Source organism: Qipengyuania aquimaris, assembly GCF_020171965.1.
Classification (GTDB): Bacteria; Pseudomonadota; Alphaproteobacteria; order Sphingomonadales; family Sphingomonadaceae; genus Qipengyuania; species Qipengyuania aquimaris_A.
Genome location: NZ_JAIUZK010000002.1, coordinates 995,759 through 1,013,955, shown reverse-complemented (window position 1 = coordinate 1,013,955; position 18,197 = coordinate 995,759). Strand labels below are relative to the sequence as shown.

The 18,197-nt window shown below is 62.0% G+C and carries 16 protein-coding genes; 8 read left to right on the top strand and 8 right to left on the bottom strand.

Translation table 11 applies throughout. The features are described 5' to 3' along the window. The first annotated feature begins 33 nt into the window (after positions 1-33). The 5 genes from LCM24_RS12685 (at position 34) to lexA (ending at position 3,737) form a co-directional block, all read left to right on the top strand. Positions 34-648, top strand: coding sequence for an anthranilate synthase component II (locus tag LCM24_RS12685; protein WP_224804841.1), 615 nt, complete (start codon positions 34-36; stop codon positions 646-648). Beyond that, positions 645-1,637 carry an anthranilate phosphoribosyltransferase gene (gene trpD, locus LCM24_RS12680; RefSeq protein ID WP_224804839.1) on the top strand — a complete coding sequence of 331 codons (993 nt, stop codon included), beginning with the start codon at positions 645-647 and terminating at the stop codon, positions 1,635-1,637. Before LCM24_RS12685 ends, trpD begins: the two co-directional genes overlap by 4 nt. Then, complete coding sequence (gene trpC / locus LCM24_RS12675; RefSeq protein WP_224804837.1) at positions 1,634-2,437, top strand: indole-3-glycerol phosphate synthase TrpC; 804 nt, start codon at positions 1,634-1,636, stop codon at positions 2,435-2,437. The genes trpD and trpC overlap by 4 nt, the downstream gene beginning before the upstream one ends. Then, complete coding sequence (moaC, locus tag LCM24_RS12670) at positions 2,434-2,907, top strand: cyclic pyranopterin monophosphate synthase MoaC (protein ID WP_224804836.1); 474 nt, start codon at positions 2,434-2,436, stop codon at positions 2,905-2,907. Before trpC ends, moaC begins: the two co-directional genes overlap by 4 nt. Before the next feature lie 125 nt (positions 2,908-3,032). Continuing rightward, on the top strand, positions 3,033-3,737 hold the full coding sequence (gene lexA, locus LCM24_RS12665) for a transcriptional repressor LexA (protein WP_224804834.1): 705 nt from the start codon (positions 3,033-3,035) through the stop codon (positions 3,735-3,737). A 65-nt stretch (positions 3,738-3,802) separates the two neighbouring features. Here lexA and LCM24_RS12660 read toward each other — a convergent pair whose 3' ends face one another. Beyond that, positions 3,803-5,986 (bottom strand): ComEC/Rec2 family competence protein, encoded by a 2,184-nt coding sequence (locus LCM24_RS12660; protein ID WP_224804832.1) that lies wholly within the window; start codon positions 5,984-5,986, stop codon positions 3,803-3,805. A 28-nt stretch (positions 5,987-6,014) separates the two neighbouring features. Here LCM24_RS12660 and gltX point away from each other — a divergent pair, with 28 nt between their 5' ends. Both gltX and LCM24_RS12650 read left to right on the top strand, forming a co-directional pair. Then, positions 6,015-7,469, top strand: a complete 1,455-nt coding sequence (gltX, locus tag LCM24_RS12655; RefSeq protein WP_224804830.1) for a glutamate--tRNA ligase — start codon at positions 6,015-6,017, stop codon at positions 7,467-7,469. A gap of 10 nt (positions 7,470-7,479) precedes the next feature. Then, positions 7,480-8,766, top strand: a complete 1,287-nt coding sequence (locus LCM24_RS12650; RefSeq protein ID WP_224804828.1) for a citrate synthase — start codon at positions 7,480-7,482, stop codon at positions 8,764-8,766. Positions 8,767-8,817: 51 nt separating this feature from the next. On the opposite strand, the gene LCM24_RS12645 is transcribed toward LCM24_RS12650, so the two are convergent. From LCM24_RS12645 to LCM24_RS12630, 4 genes are all read right to left on the bottom strand, one after another. Beyond that, positions 8,818-10,233: a sensor histidine kinase gene (locus LCM24_RS12645; RefSeq protein ID WP_224804826.1), complete on the bottom strand. Its 1,416-nt coding sequence runs from the start codon at positions 10,231-10,233 to the stop codon at positions 8,818-8,820. Further along, positions 10,230-11,186 carry a hypothetical protein gene (locus LCM24_RS12640; protein WP_224804824.1) on the bottom strand — a complete coding sequence of 319 codons (957 nt, stop codon included), beginning with the start codon at positions 11,184-11,186 and terminating at the stop codon, positions 10,230-10,232. The genes LCM24_RS12645 and LCM24_RS12640 overlap by 4 nt, the downstream gene beginning before the upstream one ends. Before the next feature lie 41 nt (positions 11,187-11,227). Further along, on the bottom strand, positions 11,228-12,319 hold the full coding sequence (locus tag LCM24_RS12635; RefSeq protein WP_224804822.1) for a hypothetical protein: 1,092 nt from the start codon (positions 12,317-12,319) through the stop codon (positions 11,228-11,230). 167 nt (positions 12,320-12,486) lie between these two features. Continuing rightward, positions 12,487-12,786: an Hpt domain-containing protein gene (locus tag LCM24_RS12630; RefSeq protein WP_224804820.1), complete on the bottom strand. Its 300-nt coding sequence runs from the start codon at positions 12,784-12,786 to the stop codon at positions 12,487-12,489. 72 nt (positions 12,787-12,858) lie between these two features. On the opposite strand from LCM24_RS12630, the gene LCM24_RS12625 reads away from it, so the two are divergent. Beyond that, positions 12,859-15,468 (top strand): ATPase, encoded by a 2,610-nt coding sequence (locus LCM24_RS12625; RefSeq protein ID WP_224804818.1) that lies wholly within the window; start codon positions 12,859-12,861, stop codon positions 15,466-15,468. 4 nt (positions 15,469-15,472) lie between these two features. Here LCM24_RS12625 and LCM24_RS12620 read toward each other — a convergent pair whose 3' ends face one another. From LCM24_RS12620 to LCM24_RS12610, 3 genes are read right to left on the bottom strand one after another with little or no spacing between them, the layout of a single operon-like run. Next, positions 15,473-15,748, bottom strand: a complete 276-nt coding sequence (locus LCM24_RS12620; protein WP_224804981.1) for a DUF1467 family protein — start codon at positions 15,746-15,748, stop codon at positions 15,473-15,475. 17 nt (positions 15,749-15,765) lie between these two features. Next, the gene (locus LCM24_RS12615; RefSeq protein ID WP_224804816.1) at positions 15,766-17,421 is read right to left on the bottom strand and encodes a ribonuclease J; all 1,656 of its coding nucleotides are present in this window, start codon (positions 17,419-17,421) and stop codon (positions 15,766-15,768) included. Then, positions 17,418-18,194, bottom strand: coding sequence for a type III pantothenate kinase (locus LCM24_RS12610; protein WP_224804814.1), 777 nt, complete (start codon positions 18,192-18,194; stop codon positions 17,418-17,420). The genes LCM24_RS12615 and LCM24_RS12610 overlap by 4 nt, the downstream gene beginning before the upstream one ends. Between the last annotated feature and the right edge of the window lie 3 nt (positions 18,195-18,197).

The following is an 18,197-nucleotide window of genomic DNA, read 5'->3' as shown; positions in this document are numbered from 1 at the left end:
AACCCGTCGCTTGCCCAGCCATTGACGAGCCGAATGACCGAAAACCGCTCTATCCTCGTCGTCGACAATTACGACAGCTTCACCTTCAATCTCGTCCATTACCTTATGGAGCTGGGGGCCGAGGTCGAAGTCGTTCGCAATGATGCCATCACTGCTTCTCAAGCGCTGGATAGCGGCGCTGCCGGTTTCCTGATCTCGCCCGGCCCCTGCACCCCGAACGAGGCGGGTGTGAGCCTCGATCTCGTCGCTGCTGCGGCCGATGCGGGAAAACCGCTCCTCGGAGTGTGCCTCGGGCATCAGGCCATCGGTCAGCATTTCGGCGGCAAGGTCGTTCGCGGCGGCTTGATGCATGGCAAGACCAGCCCGGTAACGCACGACGCCACAGGCGTGTTCGAAGGTTTGCCCTCGCCCTTCCTCGCGACCCGTTATCACTCGCTCGTGGTCGAAGACATTCCCGACACCCTGCTAGCGAATGCGCATAGCGAAACCCCGGGCCTCGACGGGATCAGCGTCATGGGCTTCCGCCACCGCGAGCTGCCCATTCACGGCGTCCAGTTCCACCCTGAAAGCATTGCTACAGAGCACGGCCACGCCTTGCTCGCGAACTTCCTCAAGATTTGCGGTATCCCCGCCAAGGTTCCGGCATGAAACAGCTCCCCTCTGCAGACACCCATCTCGATGCGGCACAGTCCGAAGAGGTTTTCGGCTGGATCCTCGATGGCGAAACCAGCGACGATGAGATCGCCCGCTTCCTCGTAGATATGTCCGCGCGCAGCGAGACGGCGGAGGAAATTGCGGGCGCGGCCCTTGCGTTGCGTGCCCGCCTGATCCCGATCGAAGCGCCCGAAGGCACTGTCGATTGCTGCGGCACCGGCGGTGACGGGCACCACACGCTGAATGTTTCGACTGCAGTCAGCCTGGTCGTCGCGTCCTGCGGCGTTCCGGTCGCCAAGCATGGCAATCGTGCGGCCAGTTCCAAGTCCGGCGCAGCCGATACGCTGGAAGCGCTCGGCCTCGACATGGATGCTGTCGGCCGCACCGCCGAGAAGACGCTTGAGAAACTCGGCATCTGTTTCCTGTTCGCGAAGAACCACCACCCGGCCATGGGGCGCATCCAGCCCATCCGCCAGAAGCTGGGCGTACGCACGATCTTCAACCTGATGGGGCCGCTGTCCAACCCAGCGGGCGTGAAGCGCCAGCTTATCGGCATCGCCCGTCCAGCCTATGTCCCGATCTATGCGCGCGCCAAGGCCACTCTCGGAACGGAGCGCAGCTTTATCGTATCCGGCGACGAAGGCCTCGACGAACTCTCGCTGGCCGGCGGTAACGAGCTTGCCGATGTGCGCGATCACGATTTCGAAATGCGCCGCGTCGTCGCAGTTCAGGCCAACCTCGCCCATGCCCCGGTCGAAGCCATCCGTGGAGGCGATCCGCTGCATAATGCGAAAGCCCTGGAAGCGCTTCTGTTCGGGACCCCCGGAGCTTATCGCGACGCGGTTCTCTTCAATGCCGCCGCAACATTGATCGTGGCGGGAAAATCGGACGATTGGACCGAAGCTGCCGAAATGGCGGCCGAGGCCATCGACAGCGGTCGTGCGCGCAAGCTGCTGACCGACTGGATCGAGCTCGCCCAATGAACAAGCTCGACGAAATCTGCGCGACCAAGCGACAGGAGGTGGCGGATCGCCGCAGGGCCGCCTCGCTCGACGAGTTGGACACGCGTGCAGGCGAGCGCAGCGAACCGCGCGGGTTCGTGAAAGCTCTCGCAACGGCGCAGCAAACCGGCTTCGGCCTGATCGCGGAGATCAAGAAAGCTTCTCCGTCCAAGGGCCTGATACGTGCCGATTTTTCTCCTGCGGATCACGCCCGTGCATACGCCGCCGGCGGGGCAAGCTGCCTGTCGGTCCTTACCGATGCGCCCTATTTCCAGGGCCACGAAGACTACCTGATCGAAGCGCGCGCAGCCTGCGACCTGCCTGTGCTGCGCAAGGATTTCATGGTCGACCCGTGGCAAGTCGCCGAGGCCCGCGCACTCGGAGCGGACGCCATCCTCATCATCGTGGCCGCGCTGGAAGACGGCGAGATGGCGGAAATCGAAGCTGCGGCAATCGAGCGCGGCATGGATGTTCTGGTTGAAGTACATGACGAGGAAGAGCTCGCCCGCGCCGCTCGCCTCCAGTCGCGCCTGCTCGGCGTGAACAACCGCAACTTAAAGACCTTCGAGACCGATCTCGCGACCACCGAGCGGCTAGCGTCACTGGCGCCTCAGGACGCCTTGCTTGTCGGTGAAAGCGGCATTTTCACGCATGACGACTGCCTGCGTCTCGCCGAAGCGGGCGTGAAGAGCTTCCTCGTTGGAGAAAGCCTCATGAGGCAAGCCGATGTGGAATTGGCAACGCGGCGCCTGTTACATGGCGAACAAGCCGCGAAGGCATGAGCAAGCTGACCCATCTCGACGAAGACGGCGCGGCACACATGGTCGACGTATCGGACAAGCAGGTGACACGGCGCTCTGCGACGGCCGAAGGCCGCATCGTCATGACGACCGAAGTCCTTGCCGCGATCACGCAAGGCGATCTGCCCAAGGGTGACGCAATCGCCGCCGCCCGCATTGCGGGTATAATGGCGGCGAAGAAGACCGGTGAGTTGATCCCGCTGTGCCACCCGCTTGGTCTCGAAGCTGTTTCTATAGAGTTCCACCCTGAAGACGATGCCTTACGAGTCGTTGCAACAGCTTCGCTTCATGGCAAAACCGGTGTGGAGATGGAGGCGCTGACCGCCGCGAGCGTCGCCTTGCTCACCCTATACGACATGGGCAAGGCGCTCGATAAGGGAATGCGGATCGACGGCATCCGCCTGATCGCCAAGACCGGTGGCAAATCCGGCGACTGGCACGCTCGGGACTGAAACGGGAACGGTTGTTCCGCTGCAATCACCTCCGAAATGGCTGAATTGCTTGACTTACGAAAATTGGTTGCCTAATTGTTCCACATTCGTTCACAAGGTTGTGAACAGGAATATGGGAGTGACCTATGCTGACCGCAAAGCAGCATGAACTGATCCGCTTCATCCAGCAAAAGCTGGAAGACACCGGTATTTCGCCTTCGTTCGAAGAGATGAAGGAAGCCCTCGATCTCAAGAGCAAGTCTGGCGTTCACCGGCTGATCTCGGCGCTGGAAGAACGCGGTTTCATCCGCCGCTTGCCGAACCGTGCGCGCGCTCTGGAAGTGATCAAGCTGCCCGAAGATGCAGTGACCGGATCGAATGCTCCCGCACCCTCGCCCGCTCCCGCGGCGAACGACACGATACTCGCGGCCCACGCGGCGAAACCAGTGGCGCCCTCACCTGCGAACGATATCATCGAAGTTCCGCTGCACGGCCGGATCGCGGCCGGCGCCCCGATCGAAGCGATCGAAGGCCAGTCGAGCATGCCTGTCCCCGCAGCGCTGCTCGGACCGGGCGATCACTATGCCCTGGAAGTGTCGGGCGATTCGATGATCGAAGCGGGTATCTTCGATGGCGACTTCGCCCTCGTCCGCCGGGCCGATTCGGCCCGCGACGGGGAAATCGTGGTGGCACTTGTCGATAACGAGGAAGCCACTCTAAAATTTCTGCGCAAGGAAGGACCGATGATCCGCCTGGATCCGGCCAATGGCGCTTACGATCCGCAGATCTACGAAGCCAATCGTGTGCAGGTTCAGGGCAAGCTGGCGGGCCTCCTGCGTCGCTACCACTGAGACCCATCTATAATTTGAATTTTCGAAAGGGCGTCCAGCAGGGCGCCCTTTCTCTTTGGGTTTCGTCACTCTTGGGCGGGTTGCCACCAGCCATGATCGCCTTGCGATGATGCCACGGTGCGGACTTGCTCGTCCTCCAGATAGACGGCGATGCCGCCATTACGCTCGAGATAGCGCCGATCCACTTTCAGCCAGCGCGGCATGCAGCTACGCGGCAACCAGCGGTCCGCGACAACGATATCCGAGAGCTCGCACGCTGCAGCCAACTGTCGCTCGTCGATGCGCTGCTTGTTTAGCGCCACTAGGACGATCCACTCCCTATCACTGGTCCTCAGCCCGATCGTGCAAAAATCGGCACTGCAATTGGCGCCCGTGTAGGCACGGATATTCCGGGGTTCAATCTCGCTTCCTGCAAGCTCGACGATGTTGGTACGCGCATAGGTCCCCGGTGCACCTCGCAGGACGAAGAGATTGCCCCTCTTATCGACGAGACCGAGGTTTCCGCCATCGCGTGTCACGAGAATATCCGGCACGGGCGATACTGCCAGAACCAGTGCAGCCAGTGCTGCCGGGATCAGACCCCACAACCGTGCCTTGCCCCGCCACAGCGCGAGCCACAGCCCGCCCGCTACGAAGAGGGCGATAATACCCAGCCCCATATGCGGCACCAGTTTCACCGCTCCTGGTTGGGATGCGGTAAAGTGAGCGAGGTCGAGCAATAGGTCGAGCGACACGCCTACAAGCCACCAGAACGGTGCCCCTGCCCCGACCAGGTCGAACAGTAGCGCGATCGCGATTAGAGGCATCGAAATGAAAGTGACCAGCGGAATGGCGAGAACGTTGGCAAACGCGCCGTAGAGGCCTGCCCTATGGAAGTGGAAAAGCACCACGGGTGTCAGGGCAATTTCGATGACGAGCCCTGTCACGAACAGCATCATTGTACGCCGCGCCAGCCACCTCGCGCGGCTTTCCTCCCGAGGCGCCAGAAAAGCCCGTACCGGCTCTGAATTGTGCAGCGCGATGATCGAAATAACCGCCGCAAAGCTCATCTGGAAACTGGGTCCGACCAGTGCCTCCGGCCAGGCGAACAGGACAGCCGCAGCGGCCACAGCGACCATGCGCATCGATAGGGGTTCGCGTCCCAGGGCCAGCGCACCGAGCACCAACATCGCTCCGATACAGCTGCGCACGGTCGGGACCTCCGCGCCGGTCAACAAGGTATAGGCGATCCCCGCCCCCGCGCCGACCGCCGCCGCAACAAGTGGCAGGCGGACCCGCAGGGCAAACCATGGCCACAATGCAAAGAGCTTGCTGGCGAGGAAATAGGCAGCCGCGATAACTGCGCTGACATGCAGCCCGCTGATCGACAGCAAGTGCGTCAGACCCGCGTCACGCATGGCGTCTTCATCCACGGCTGATATGCCGCCGCGATCGCCGCTTGCGAATGCCGCTGCGATCGTGCCCGGCGCTCCATCGAGCCGAGTTCTCACGTGGGCAGACAGGAACCGTTGTGCCTGCGCGATCGGCGAATTGCGATTACCGGCCTGTTCGACCAATTCTATCTCCCCGACCACGGAGCCGGTCGCTGCCAGCCCCTTGAACCAAGCCGCGCGGGCGAAGTCATATGCGCCGGGCAGGATGGGCGCGGACGGCGGCATGAGCCGTGCCTTGAGGCGAACGCGAGCGCCCTCCTCAAGCCCGCCCATGTCCTTTTCGAGAGGTACGTTCACCCTCACCTTGATCGGCCGGCCAGCCTCTGCGTCCCTTGCCGCAAGGGTCAGGCGAACGCGGTCTTCGGCCGGTTGCTCCCCGCGATCGAGAATGCGGGCATCGAGACTGACTACGGTCGGACGTTCGATTGCAGCTGCGCCGACAAGTTCCGACTTGCTCCACACGGTCGCCATGCCAAGGGCGAAAGCTACGGAAAGGACAATAACGGCGAGCCGCAAGGCCGCGCGATCACCCCGCCCACGCCACACGGCTATCGCAGCCAGGGCCGCCAGCGCGGCAGCACCAATGGCAACCGACCATTGCCAGCGGTTATCAAGCAAGAACCAGGCCCCGATCCCCGCTGCAAAAGCCACCGTGATCCATGGCCCGCGGTCGAATGACGAGGCGGTCAGAAACCTCTCTGCGGCCTCACCCGTTCTGGACAAGACAGCGCGCATGCGCCAAGGGCGCTGCACTGCAACATCGGCGATGCCGTCCGGCTCGCCAAACGGCACCTGTGGCGTCCCCTCTATCGCCATGGAAGTCTTTGAAAGGAAAGAAAAGCAGATGGCAAGTGAAACCGCGGCAGGTACCAGCGCAAAGCAAGTCGTGACCCGCTTTGCCCCCTCGCCGACCGGATTCCTGCACATCGGCGGGGCAAGGACTGCGCTGTTCAACTGGCTGTTCGCCCGTCATCACGGCGGCAAGGCGCTGCTACGGATCGAAGACACAGACAAGAAGCGCAGCACGCAGGAAGCGATCGACAAGATCCTCGAAGGGCTGGACTGGCTCGGGCTCGACTATGACGAGCCGCCGGTTTTCCAGTCCGACCGCGCAGAACGCCATGCGGACGTCGCGCAAAAGCTGCTCGAAGCCGGCCATGCCTACAAGTGCTTCGCCACGCCCGAAGAACTCGAACAGATGCGCGCCGAACAGCGGGCGAACAAACAGCCCATGCGGTATGACCGCCGTTGGCGCGATCGCGACGAGGCGGAAGCTCCGGCAGGCGCGCCCTACACCGTCCGCCTGAAGGTCCCGACCGAAGGCGCGACCACGATCAAGGATGCCGTGCAGGGCGATGTCACCGTGCAGAACGCGGAAATCGACGACTACATCCTCCTGCGCGCAGACGGCACCCCGACCTACATGCTGGCGGTGGTGGTCGACGACCACGACATGGGCGTCACCCATATCATCCGCGGGGACGACCACCTCAATAATGCTTTCCGCCAATTGCCGATCATCCGTGCAATGGAAGAGATCGAAGGCAACTGGCCTGATCCGGTCTATGCCCACGTCCCGCTGATCCACGGATCGGACGGCGCGAAAATGTCCAAGCGACACGGGGCCATCGGCGTCGAGGCCTATCGCGACGAGGAAGGCGTGTTGCCCGAAGCCCTGTTCAACTACCTGCTGCGCCTGGGCTGGGGACATGGCGACCGCGAAGAGATCACCCGCGAAGAGGCAATCCAGTTGTTCGACCTCGACGGTGTCGGCAAGAGCGCCGCCCGCTTCGACATCAAGAAGCTGCAGAACCTGAACGCGCATTACATCCGCGAGGCAGACGACCAGCGACTGGCGGAACTGGTAGCACAGGAAATCGGCAAGCCAGGCGAGACCTCCGTGCTCGCCGAAGCGATGCCGGTCCTCAAGCCGCGTGCCAAGACCGTTCATGAACTTGCTGAAGGTGCTGCCTTTTTGTTCAAGACGCGACCGCTGGAATTGACCGAAAAGGCTGCTGGTCTGCTCGATGACGACGCACGCACCCGCCTCGCTGGCCTTTCGGAGCGTTTGAGCGCGGAAAATAGCTGGACAATCGAGGCTCTCGAAGCCACTACGAAATCGTATGCCGAAGAGCTTGAATTGGGTCTCGGCAAGCTCGCGCAGCCCCTGCGCGCCGCACTAACGGGCACAACCACGTCGCCCGGAATTTTCGATGTTCTGGTCCTGTTGGGCAAGGAGGAATCTCTCGCGCGGATCGACGCGCAGGCCTCCCCGGCAGGCACGGGCAAAACTGACTGAGGAGACTCGCGTGGCCGATAAACAGGCAACTCTCGATCTGGGCGGACAGAGCCAGACATTCCCCGTGCTCGAAGGAAGCATCGGCCCGGATGTCATCGACATCCGCAAGATGTACGGCACGACCGGCAAGTTCACCTATGACCCCGGTTTCAAGTCGACCGCCAGCTGCGAAAGCGCACTGACCTATATCGACGGCGAAGAAGGCGTCTTGCTTCACCGCGGTTACCCAATCGGCCAGCTGGCAGAACATTCCAGCTTCATGGAAGTCAGCTACCTGCTGCTGAATGGCGAACTGCCGGACCAGGGCGAACTCGACGATTTCGTCTACACGATTACGCGCCACACCATGGTCCACGACCAGCTGCGCCAGTTCTACCAGGGCTTCCGCCGCGATGCGCACCCAATGGCGATCATGTGCGGCGTCGTCGGTGCACTGTCGGCCTTCTATCACGACAGCACCGATATTGCGGATCCCGAGCAGCGCAAAATTGCCAGCCACCGTCTCATCGCCAAGATGCCGACGATCGCAGCCATGGCGTACAAGTATGCCGTCGGTCAGCCGTTCCTTCAGCCGAAGAACGACCTCAGCTACACCGGAAACTTTCTGCGTATGACTTTCGGTGTTCCGGCCGAGGAATATGAGATACACCCCGCGATCGAACGCGCGATGGACCGCATCTTCATCCTCCACGCCGACCACGAACAGAACGCGTCGACCTCGACCGTGCGTCTTGCCGGTTCGTCGGGCGCGAACCCGTTTGCATGTATCGCAGCCGGCATTGCCTGCCTCTGGGGTCCGGCACACGGCGGCGCCAATGAAGCGGCGCTCAACATGCTGCAGGAAATCGGATCGCCCGATCGCATCCCGCACTACATCGAGCGTGCCAAGGACAAGAACGATCCGTTCCGCCTGATGGGCTTCGGTCACCGCGTCTACAAGAACTACGATCCGCGTGCGACGGTCATGCAGAAGACCCTGCGTGAAGTGTTTGAGGCGCTGAACGTCAACGATCCGGTTTTCGAAACCGCGCTCCAGCTCGAAGAGCTCGCGCTGAACGACGATTACTTCAAGGAAAAGAAGCTCTTCCCGAATGTGGACTTCTATTCCGGGATCATCCTCAATTCGATCGGTTTCCCGACGACCATGTTCACCGCGCTCTTCGCTCTCGCCCGTACTGTGGGCTGGGTCGCGCAGTGGAACGAGATGATTTCCGATCCTGCACAGGTCATCGGTCGTCCGCGCCAGCTGTACACCGGCCCGACGCAGCGCGATTATCCGATGATGGATCAGCGCTAAGCGAAAGATCGATGAGTGGGATCAGGGGCGCTGCGGCGCCCCTTTTTCTTGTTAGCTGTCGGCGTCAGGAACCGTCGATCCAGGCCCATCGCGCCGCTCGCTACGCAGGTCTTCGGCGGCGGGGACCGAAAGGGTAAAGCGCGCGCCAAGGCCCGGAGCGCTTTCCACCGTCAGATCCCCGTCCATCGCGCGTGCGATCCGGCGGGAAATATAAAGACCAAGGCCCGAACCTCCGTCACCGCTGCGGCCAAGCCGTTCGAACTTCTCGAACACACGGGCCTGCTGGTCCTCTTCCAGACCGTGTCCCTGGTCAGCCACGGTAATCAGCGCGCGCGACCCGATCTGGTCGAGGCGCAGCCAGACCTGGCTGTCTTCGGGCGAGTAGCGGATTGCATTGCCGACAAGGTTGAGGAGTATCTGCAGCACCCTGCGGAATTCGGCGATTGCCAGCTGGCTCTCCCCCTCAACAGGCGGCACCAGCGTGATACCGCGCTCTTGCGCCCTGACCCCGAGAATTCCGCAAGCACGTCGAGCCACATCGGCTAGGTCGATCCGGTCGGGTGCGGTGACGAAATCGTCAGACTCCACGATTTCCAGATCGGAAAGATCGTCGACCAGCGCCAGCAAGTGCTGCCCTGCACTCGCAATATCCGCCGCATACTGGCTGTATTCTTCCGCCAATGGCCCTGCGAGCTTGGTCCGGATCGTCTCGGCGTTTGCGATGATCCGGTTGATCGGTTGGCGAAGGACTGGCGTTAAGTCCTTGCCGAGCGAAGGCGTGTCCGCCTGAAGATCGCCGGAACGCTCGGAAAGAGGTGTGCTGGCCGCGAGATACAGGACAAAGCCCGCACTGCCGGGTTCACCCTTACCCAGAGGCTCGAGATGCGCCGTCCATTGTCGTTTGGAACCTGGTATCGTGCATTCGACACCGTCGAGCAGGCGCCAGTGCAGCGGTTGTTCGTAATCCTTGGTCGGCATGTCGACCAGGCTGGTCCACGATTGGCCGACTGCGGCCAAGGAGCGCGAACGGAACTCTTCGAGATCGGGTGCCTCGGTCTCTACCGACAGAATGGACTGGTTTGCGTCGAGCCGCGCGGTACATTCAGCGAGGTGGCGGTTTACTTCGATCCTGCGCCGCTCGGCATCGATATCGTTTTCTGGCGGCAATTGTTCTGCCTGCCAGCTGGCAATAGTGATTTCGCAGCCGCCCTTACCCCCGTCGACAGGGGTAATCTCGGCCCAGGCCGTGATACGGTTTTCACCGTCGATTGCTTCAAACTGGCGGGCGAGCTTGAGGCCGTATGAGCGGGCTTTCTCGACAAGAGAAAGCAGGCCCGGAATGGCGATTGTCGAGCCAATACTTCCGCCGCAATCACGATTAAGCTGGGCGAGCACACCCGTCGCCTCGGTCAGGCGGTCGGCTTCGTCACTGCGGCCTTTGGCGATATGGCTTGTCTTTACATTCATTGCCCGAAATCCGGCCTTGTATCGTCCAGCATGGAGCGCGCTTCGTTCGAGCTCAGGTTCGCCAAGCCTGCGACAGGCGCGGCTTGGGGATGCAACTGCAACAGGACCTCATCGATTTGCGTCGCTGCCAGGCCGGCTGATCTCAAGCTGACCGCGAGACGCGTGACCTGCCTCGCATTGGTTGCCAGAACGACCATGCTTCGGTCCTGCCCCGATTTCGCAGCAAGTATCGTCAGGAACAGGGCTACCCCGGCTCTTTCCGGAAGCAGGGCATTCTCGTTACCCCGTTCGACACCCGTGGCGAGCCGCGCCATCAGCGCCAACCTTCCGGATGCTTCGTCGAAATCGCTGCGCAATTTGGCCTCGGCCCTCGTGAGAGCGTCCGAGGCGCGGTCCCCGTTGTATGCGCGCCATGTCAGCAAGACGCTATGGAATAGGTCGCCTGGCAGCTCCGACACGGGCAGTTCCATGCGCCGCTGCGCCTGCACGAAGCGCGCCTGGGCAGCCAGGGCCGACATGGCTGTGCTGGCTGTCCCCGTATCTTCGCTGGCGATAAGGTCCTGCAAGAGAGGCGAGAGGACCGGATCAACGCCAAACTGCGCTTCGAGCCGCTCCGTCAACTGCCATTCGACCGCAAGCGCGTGGCAATGCGAGAGCAAGGCCGAATTTTCCTGCAATCGCATCGCAAGCGCTTCCCCGTGGCGTTCGGCGAAGGCCTCGCTACCCGATTGGCCCGTCGCCTGGGCCTGCACGCGCAATATTTGCCACGCAAGGTCGTTGAGCATGCCGCGAAGGCGGGCAAGTATCTCGTCACTGAACAGGGAGTGGTCGGGCGTCGACAGGAGATGACCCAGAATTGGTTCGATGCGCGAAAGTGTCTGGTCGCCGCGGGAAAGCGCGGCGCGCAGGTCGGCCTCGCCCCCATCCTTCGCCCCAGCAAAATCCTTCGCCATCATCATTCTCCGCGCGTAGCAGTGACTTGGTTAATTCGGAGTTAGTCGTTGCGAAATGGGCCGAAAAACCTCGTCAGCAAGACCAGCAGCGCGATGACGGCGGCTGCTTGCACGCCAAAACCTAGGAATGCAGCAGGCGCAAGGAGGAAACCGAGCAATATCCGGTCGGCATAGGTTCGCTTCCAAACCTCGCTGCCGTGACGTTCCCCGAGCCTCAGCAGACCCATCAGGACAAGCGGAACGAATATTCGCGTCAGGTCACTTTCGTTAGGCGCTGACAAATAAATCAACAGGATGAAGAGGATGTCTAACGAGGCTTCGAGGAACTTGAGCAGCGGGCTGCGCTTGGCAGCCACCTGCCCCTTGTTTGCGACGCGCTCCACCACGCGGCTCATCCGGGAGAACAGCGCGGCCAGTGTAACGAGCGCCAAGCCGACAGCCGGCATGGAGAGAGCACCGGCGGCCACCGAAGAGAGCGCGAACACACCCGAAGCGACCACCGGCCCATTCTCGCCCCGCCCCCCGACGACATCGCGCGCAAGGCGCGTGCCCGCGCGCTCGGCAACCGCGATACCCGGAGCGTGGAAGGATACCGGTTCACGCTGTGCCTCTATCCACCGCAGTTCCCTTGCGGCCAGCCCTTCACGTGTCGCATCGATCGTCCAGTCGTTCTGGTCGACGAGCTTGCGTTCTGCGGGGACCAACCTTGTCCCGGATTGAAGCGCGAGCCGCATCAGCACCGAGGGCACATCGATGTCCGGTTCCATCTCGACAAGCCGTTCGACCAGATTGCCCCGTGTCAGCAATACGCCGCTCCAGGCGAATTCGGGATCGATACGTTCGAACCCGGCCGGGACCGCAATATCGGCCGGAAAGGCGATGACGGCAGGTTTCGTCAGCAGGCGCTCTGTCGTTCGTGCGTCGGGCAAGACGCCGGAAGAGATGACCAATATTTCATCGGTTGCCGTGACGAGACCCGAAAGCTTGGCAGGCTCGCGCAAGGCCATGAACTTGGCTCCGGCACGTTCGGCACGGTGCTGCAACTCGATGACTTCGCGCCCGATACCGTCGGCCATGCAGGCGACCGCCTCGCATCCAAGCGAAAGGGCGAGGTCCAGCTGGCGGTCAATCACGCGTGCCCCTGCGAATGGGACGAATGCCGGTCTCGTCCGTCCGGGCTTGGGGTCCCGGTCGAGAGTAGACAGCAAGGCAATGCGCACGACTTTTGTTCTCCGACGACGTCAGTCGACCTTAGGAGCACAGTGCCTGAGTTGGAAGGAGCGACCAATGTCGCCCTCGCCTATTCCCCGAAATTATCGATGAACGCCTCGATGGAGCGAACCACGGTTGGTTCTCCGGGCGCCGCATCCAGGGCGCTTTCGGCGAGCGTTATCAGTTCATCTGCCGCAAAGCTCGCCGCAAGGCCGCGCAACCGTTCTGCCGCCTGGTACCAATTGGCATCGCAGCGCGCTCTCTTGAGCAGGTCCAACCGCTGTTCGACGCTGCCCAGGAACGCCGAACGCAATTCGGCAGCGATCCGGGCATCCTCACCCGCCGCCTTCGCCAAGGCACTGTCAAAACTGGCAGAATGATAGGCCATGGAGCCACGAAATACGTCGAACGGAGTTAAAGAGGCTTTAAGGATACGGCAAAAGTGGTAGCCTTGCCGACTATGAGAAAGCGTTCGCACATCAGTGTCGTCGAGGGTGAGCCTGCAACCGAAACGGTCCAGGAACCGGAAGCTCTTGAACTTGAAGAGGAATTTGTCGAGGCCGAGGAATGGTTCGACGAAGAGCCCGAACCGCTTTCCCGCGCCGGATGGATCGCCCCTGCCCTTGCCGCGCTGCTGACTGCGGCTTGGAGCGGCTTTTACGCCTGGGCCCACCGTAGCGAGATCCTTCTTGGCGGCACGCCGCAGCAATGGAGCGGCTGGATCACCGCGTGGGCGATCCCGGTCCTCCTGATTGTTTCCCTCCTGATGCTGGCGCGTCGCAATTCCACGGTGGAGGCGCGCCGCTTTGGCGAGGTTTCAAGGTCGCTTTCCGAGGAATCGGCCCGGCTCGAAGCCAAGCTTGCAGTCGTGAACCGCGAACTGAGCCTCGCGCGCGAATTTCTCGAAAGCCAGTCACGCGAACTCGAATTTGCGGGCCGTTCCGCGAGCGAGCGCCTGTCGGAACACGCCGACCGGCTGCAGGGCCTTGTCCGTAATAATGGCGAGCAGGTCGACGCCATTGCTAGCGTCAGCACTACAGCGCTCGACAACATGACCCGCCTGCGGGACAGCCTCCCCGTCATCGCCACTTCGGCAAAAGATGTGACGAATCAGATCGGTGGAGCCGGCCGGAATGCGCAGGAACAGCTCGACAAACTGGTCGAAGGGTTCGAGCGGCTCAACGAATTCGGTGCCGCCAGCGAACGCCAGGTCGTTTCCCTGCGCGAGCGGGTCGACGAAGCGGTCGAGGCGTTCTCGACACAGGCCGGCGATCTCGAACGCATCGCTGAGGAACGCTTCGCGGCTCTTCGCGAAGGCAGCGAGGCAGCCCGCGCAGACCTCGACAGCCGTGAGGTAGAGGCCCTTGCCGCTATCCGCACGCGTTCCGAAACGCTGCGCGGCGAATTGGCCGAAGCACAACAGACCGCCAATGCCGAAGAAGAGCTGGCACTATCCTCGATGCGCGAACGTTTCACCGCCTTGCGGGTCGAAGCCGCGCAGGCATCGGGAGCGATCCGCAAGGGTGAAGAAGGTGCCATGGATGCCTGGAACACCCAGGTCGCCGAGATGAAGGACCGTCTTGCCAATGCCGTAAGCGAGATCGAGAAGATGGACGCTGCCGTCATCGAAGCGGCGACCGCACGACTTAACGTACTGTTCGAACGGGCGGAATCCATCAACACCCAAATCCGCGCCAATGGCGAAGCGCTGGATCACGGGGCGGAGCAGCGTCTTACCGCTCTCGGCGAACAGCAGGATCGCATCAGCAACGAACTGGCCGAAAAACTGGGCGCGATCGACGCAGCGATCGCGGAACGCCGCGAAGCCCAGCGCAACCAGATGACTGTTATCGCCGCCGAAGGTGATGCGCTGGCGGAAAAGATCGCCAATCTCGGCACGACGTTCGAAACCGTCACCGGCCAGGGCCGCGAAGCGAACGAAACGCTAGCGACGGCAATCGATGCCTTGAACGAGAAGCTGATCGGCAGCCGCGAGGCTCTCGATGGGACCGACGAAGCCGTGGCATCACTAACCGACGCCAGCGTGCGCCTGCTCGAACTAATCCAGGCCAGCGCGCGCCAAAGCCGCGAGGATCTGCCCGTCGCCATGGAGGCTTCGGAGGATCGTCTTGCCCAGATCGAGCGTCGGACTTCGGAAATCCGCGATTTGCTTGGCGAAGCACGCAGGTCCGGTGACACGCTGACCGAAGGCATGGCCGAGGTCGAACGCCGTACGCGTGAAGCCATGGAAGGATTCGAAAACTTCCAGTCAGGCTTCGGAGAGACAGCCGCAGCCCAGGTCGACAGCGTCGAACGCCTGCGCTCGGGTATCACTGCCCTATCGGCCGAGAGCGAACAGCTCGCCGAACGCGTCCAGGGCGAGTTGCGCACAGCAATTGCAGCGCTGGAAACGAGCGCACGCGATGCGATGACGGCAATCGAAAGCGAAGAGACGGCGCGGGTCGAAAAACTCGCCAAATCGGTTGCGGAACGCAGCGCCGAAGCGATCGACAACGCCCTGGCGGAACATACCGATACCGCCCTCGCCCGCCTCGACGAGGCTCGCAAGCGGTCCAGCGATGCTGCGCGCGACGCGACCAAGCAGCTGCGCGACCAGTTGAAGCGGCTCAACGACCTGACGGGCAATCTCGAAGCCCGCATCGCCCATGCACGCGAAAAAGCCACCGACAGCGTCGACAGCGATTTCGCGCGCCGCGTCGCGCTCATCACCGAAAGCTTGAACTCGAACGCGATCGATATCTCCAAGGCCCTTTCGGCCGAGGTGACCGACAGTGCCTGGGCGAGTTACCTACGCGGGGATCGCGGGATTTTCACACGCCGCGCAGTCCGCCTGATCGACAATGGTGAAGCCCGCGAGATCGCCGAACTTTACGACGAAGATCCGGACTTCCGCGAACACGCCAATCGCTACATCCACGATTTCGAAGCATTGCTCCGCAACCTGCTGTCCACGCGCGACGGCAACGCGATCAGCGTCACCTTGCTATCGAGCGACATGGGCAAGCTGTACGTGGCGATGGCACAGGCTTTGGAACGCCTGCGTAACTAAAGGCTCACCGGTTGACGGTCGGTCCCCAGAATATGAGGTCTTCCGCCTCGATCCACCCGTAGGCGTAATTCAGCACGTAGAGCGTGGTGAGGACGATCGACAGGATCGTGGCGCGCACTGCAATCACGCCGGGTCGGAAGTTCACCGGCGCGCTGTCGGCTTGGCCGGGCACCTTCGTCGCCCCGACCTCGTCCGGCGTCTTAACCCCGAACGGCAGCAGCACGAAGGCGCTGACGACCCAGAACAGAACGTAGATCGCAAGGATCGAGGTCCACTGCATCGGCAGTTCCATGACGCTTACCCCAGGTTCTCTGGCAAGAGGACACGCACTTGCGGACGCTTGCCTGACCAGCGCTGGGCTGCCCGACGTGCTGCAAGCCGCGCCGCCTCATGTACCGCCGAGGCGCTGCGGGCGTCCTTGCCCTTGAGCTTGCCTATGGCCTGACGGATGTCGGCCAACGCTTCTTCGGTGAAATCCCCGTAGTCCTCGTCGAGTGGCAAGCCGATACTGTCGATGCGCGGGGATAGATCGCTGTCCAGCGCGACGATTACTACGCCCTCATGCATGATCCGCCTGCGCATGACGATCGCATCGCCATCGGCCGGGGCGATGATGTCGCCATCCAGGACCAGGCGCCCTGCCCTGACCTTGGCTATCGTGCCCGGCGCACCGGGCGCAAGTCGCACGATATCGCCGTTTTGCTGGACGACGGCATCGGGAATGCCGTTTTCGCGGCCGAACCTCGCCTGCTCCTGCATGTGCCGCATCTCGCCATGGACAGGGACGAGTATCTCGGGCCGGAGCCAGCCATAGAGCGCCTCGAGCTCCGGACGGCCAGGGTGGCCCGATACGTGGATCATGCTCTGCCGGTCGGTCACCATCGTCACGCCCTTTTCGGCAAGACGATTCTGGACAGCGCCGATGGAGAGCTCGTTGCCCGGGATCTGGCGGCTTGAGAAGAGCACCACGTCGCCCGGCACGAGTTCCAGCGGGTGATTGTCCTCGGAAATGCGCGAAAGTGCCGCCCGCGGCTCACCCTGCCCGCCGGTTGCCAGAATCATTACTTCGCCTCGTGGCAGGCCCATGGCGGTGTCGAAATCCACCGGTTCCGGCAGGTCTTCGAGGTATCCGTTCTGTTGCGCCACTTCGATGATCCGGTCGAGCGATCGACCGGCCACGCAAAGCTGTCGTCCGGTTTCGCGCGCGACGTTTCCGAGTGTCTGCAAACGGGCCACGTTGCTGGCGAATGTCGTCACGAGGACCCGCTTGCCCTTGTGCTTCTGGACCTCCTCGAGAAGGCCCTTGTAGACCGCGCCTTCCGAACCGCTCGGCGAAGGGTTGAAGACATTGGTGCTATCGCACACCAGCGCGAGTACGCCATCGTCGCCGATCTCGGTCAGTTCTTCATCCGTCGCGGGCTCACCAATGATGGGGTCGTCGTCCAGCTTCCAGTCACCGGTATGGAAGATCTTGCCATGCGGCGTGTCGATCAGCAGCGCATTGCCCTCTGCGATCGAGTGGGCCAGCGGAATGTAGGTGACCTCGAAAGGACCGACCTGGAAACTCCCGTGGTCCTCTTCGATCTCGTGCAGCTCGATTTCGCCAAGCAGGCCCGCTTCCTCGAGCTTGCGCCGTACCAGTTCCATCGTGAACGGCGTCGCATAGATCGGCACGCCAAGGTCGGCTGCGAAGTATGGCACGGCGCCGATGTGGTCTTCATGCGCATGGGTGAGGACGATAGCTTCAAGCTGCTTCGTCCGCTCCTCGATGAATTCGAGGTCGGCGAACACAAGGTCCACCCCCGGATACTCGCCGCCCGAGAAAGTCATGCCCAGATCGACCATCAACCACTTGCCGTTGCAGCCGTAGAGGTTGACGTTCATCCCGATCTCGCCCGAGCCGCCGAGCGCGAGAAACAGCAGTTCGTCTTCGGGGGTGAAGTTCTTTTTCAAGCGGAGGCCCTTTCAGCCAGCATGGCAAGACCATCCAAGGTGAGGTCGCTATCCACCTCGTCGAACAGGTCGGTGATTTCGTCGAACAGGAGAGCCAGTCCGCCGGTTGCGACAACTTTGGCCGGTCGGCCAATCTGGCGGCGCATACGGTCCACAAGACCCTCTATAAGGGCTACATAACCCCAGAATACGCCTATCAGCATCTGGTCTTCCGTGTTGCGCCCGATCACGTTTTCGTCGTCGGGTTTCCTGATCGCGATACGCGGCAGTTTGGCCGTGTTTCCGACAAGCGCATCGAGCGAAAGATTGATCCCCGGCGCGATGATCCCGCCCTTGTAGGCACCGGTGAAATCGACGGCATCGATGGTCGTGGCGGTGCCGAAGTCGATAACGATCAAATCGCCCTCGTACTTCGCATGGGCCGCAATTGTGTTGAGAGCACGGTCGGCGCCCAGCGTTCGCGGGTCGTCTACATCGATGGCGATGCCCCACTCTGCCGCATCCTGGCCTGCGATCAGCGGTTCGATCCCGAAGTACTTCTGCGCCAATACGGTGAGATTGTGGATGGAACGTGGGACCACCGAACCAATGATGATCTGGTCGATGTCATCGCGCGCGTGTCCCTGCAGTTCGAGCAGGCGCAGCAGCCACACCGCATATTCGTCACCGGTCCGCCGCGGATCGGTCGCGATGCGCCAGCGTGCCTTGATCTGCCGCCCTTCGAAAAGCGCAAAGACCACATTCGTATTTCCGACATCGGCTGCAAGCAGCATGGA

Coding starts and splice junctions, on each gene's coding strand:
- LCM24_RS12685 (WP_224804841.1), top strand. CDS start 34: ATGACCGAAAACCGCTCTATCCTCGTCGTCGACAATTACGACAGCTTC.
- trpD (WP_224804839.1), top strand. CDS start 645: ATGAAACAGCTCCCCTCTGCAGACACCCATCTCGATGCGGCACAGTCC.
- trpC (WP_224804837.1), top strand. CDS start 1,634: ATGAACAAGCTCGACGAAATCTGCGCGACCAAGCGACAGGAGGTGGCG.
- moaC (WP_224804836.1), top strand. CDS start 2,434: ATGAGCAAGCTGACCCATCTCGACGAAGACGGCGCGGCACACATGGTC.
- lexA (WP_224804834.1), top strand. CDS start 3,033: ATGCTGACCGCAAAGCAGCATGAACTGATCCGCTTCATCCAGCAAAAG.
- LCM24_RS12660 (WP_224804832.1), bottom strand. CDS start 5,986: ATGGCGATAGAGGGGACGCCACAGGTGCCGTTTGGCGAGCCGGACGGC.
- gltX (WP_224804830.1), top strand. CDS start 6,015: ATGGCAAGTGAAACCGCGGCAGGTACCAGCGCAAAGCAAGTCGTGACC.
- LCM24_RS12645 (WP_224804826.1), bottom strand. CDS start 10,233: ATGAATGTAAAGACAAGCCATATCGCCAAAGGCCGCAGTGACGAAGCC.
- LCM24_RS12640 (WP_224804824.1), bottom strand. CDS start 11,186: ATGGCGAAGGATTTTGCTGGGGCGAAGGATGGGGGCGAGGCCGACCTG.
- LCM24_RS12630 (WP_224804820.1), bottom strand. CDS start 12,786: ATGGCCTATCATTCTGCCAGTTTTGACAGTGCCTTGGCGAAGGCGGCG.
- LCM24_RS12625 (WP_224804818.1), top strand. CDS start 12,859: ATGAGAAAGCGTTCGCACATCAGTGTCGTCGAGGGTGAGCCTGCAACC.
- LCM24_RS12620 (WP_224804981.1), bottom strand. CDS start 15,748: ATGCAGTGGACCTCGATCCTTGCGATCTACGTTCTGTTCTGGGTCGTC.
- LCM24_RS12610 (WP_224804814.1), bottom strand. CDS start 18,194: ATGCTGCTTGCAGCCGATGTCGGAAATACGAATGTGGTCTTTGCGCTT.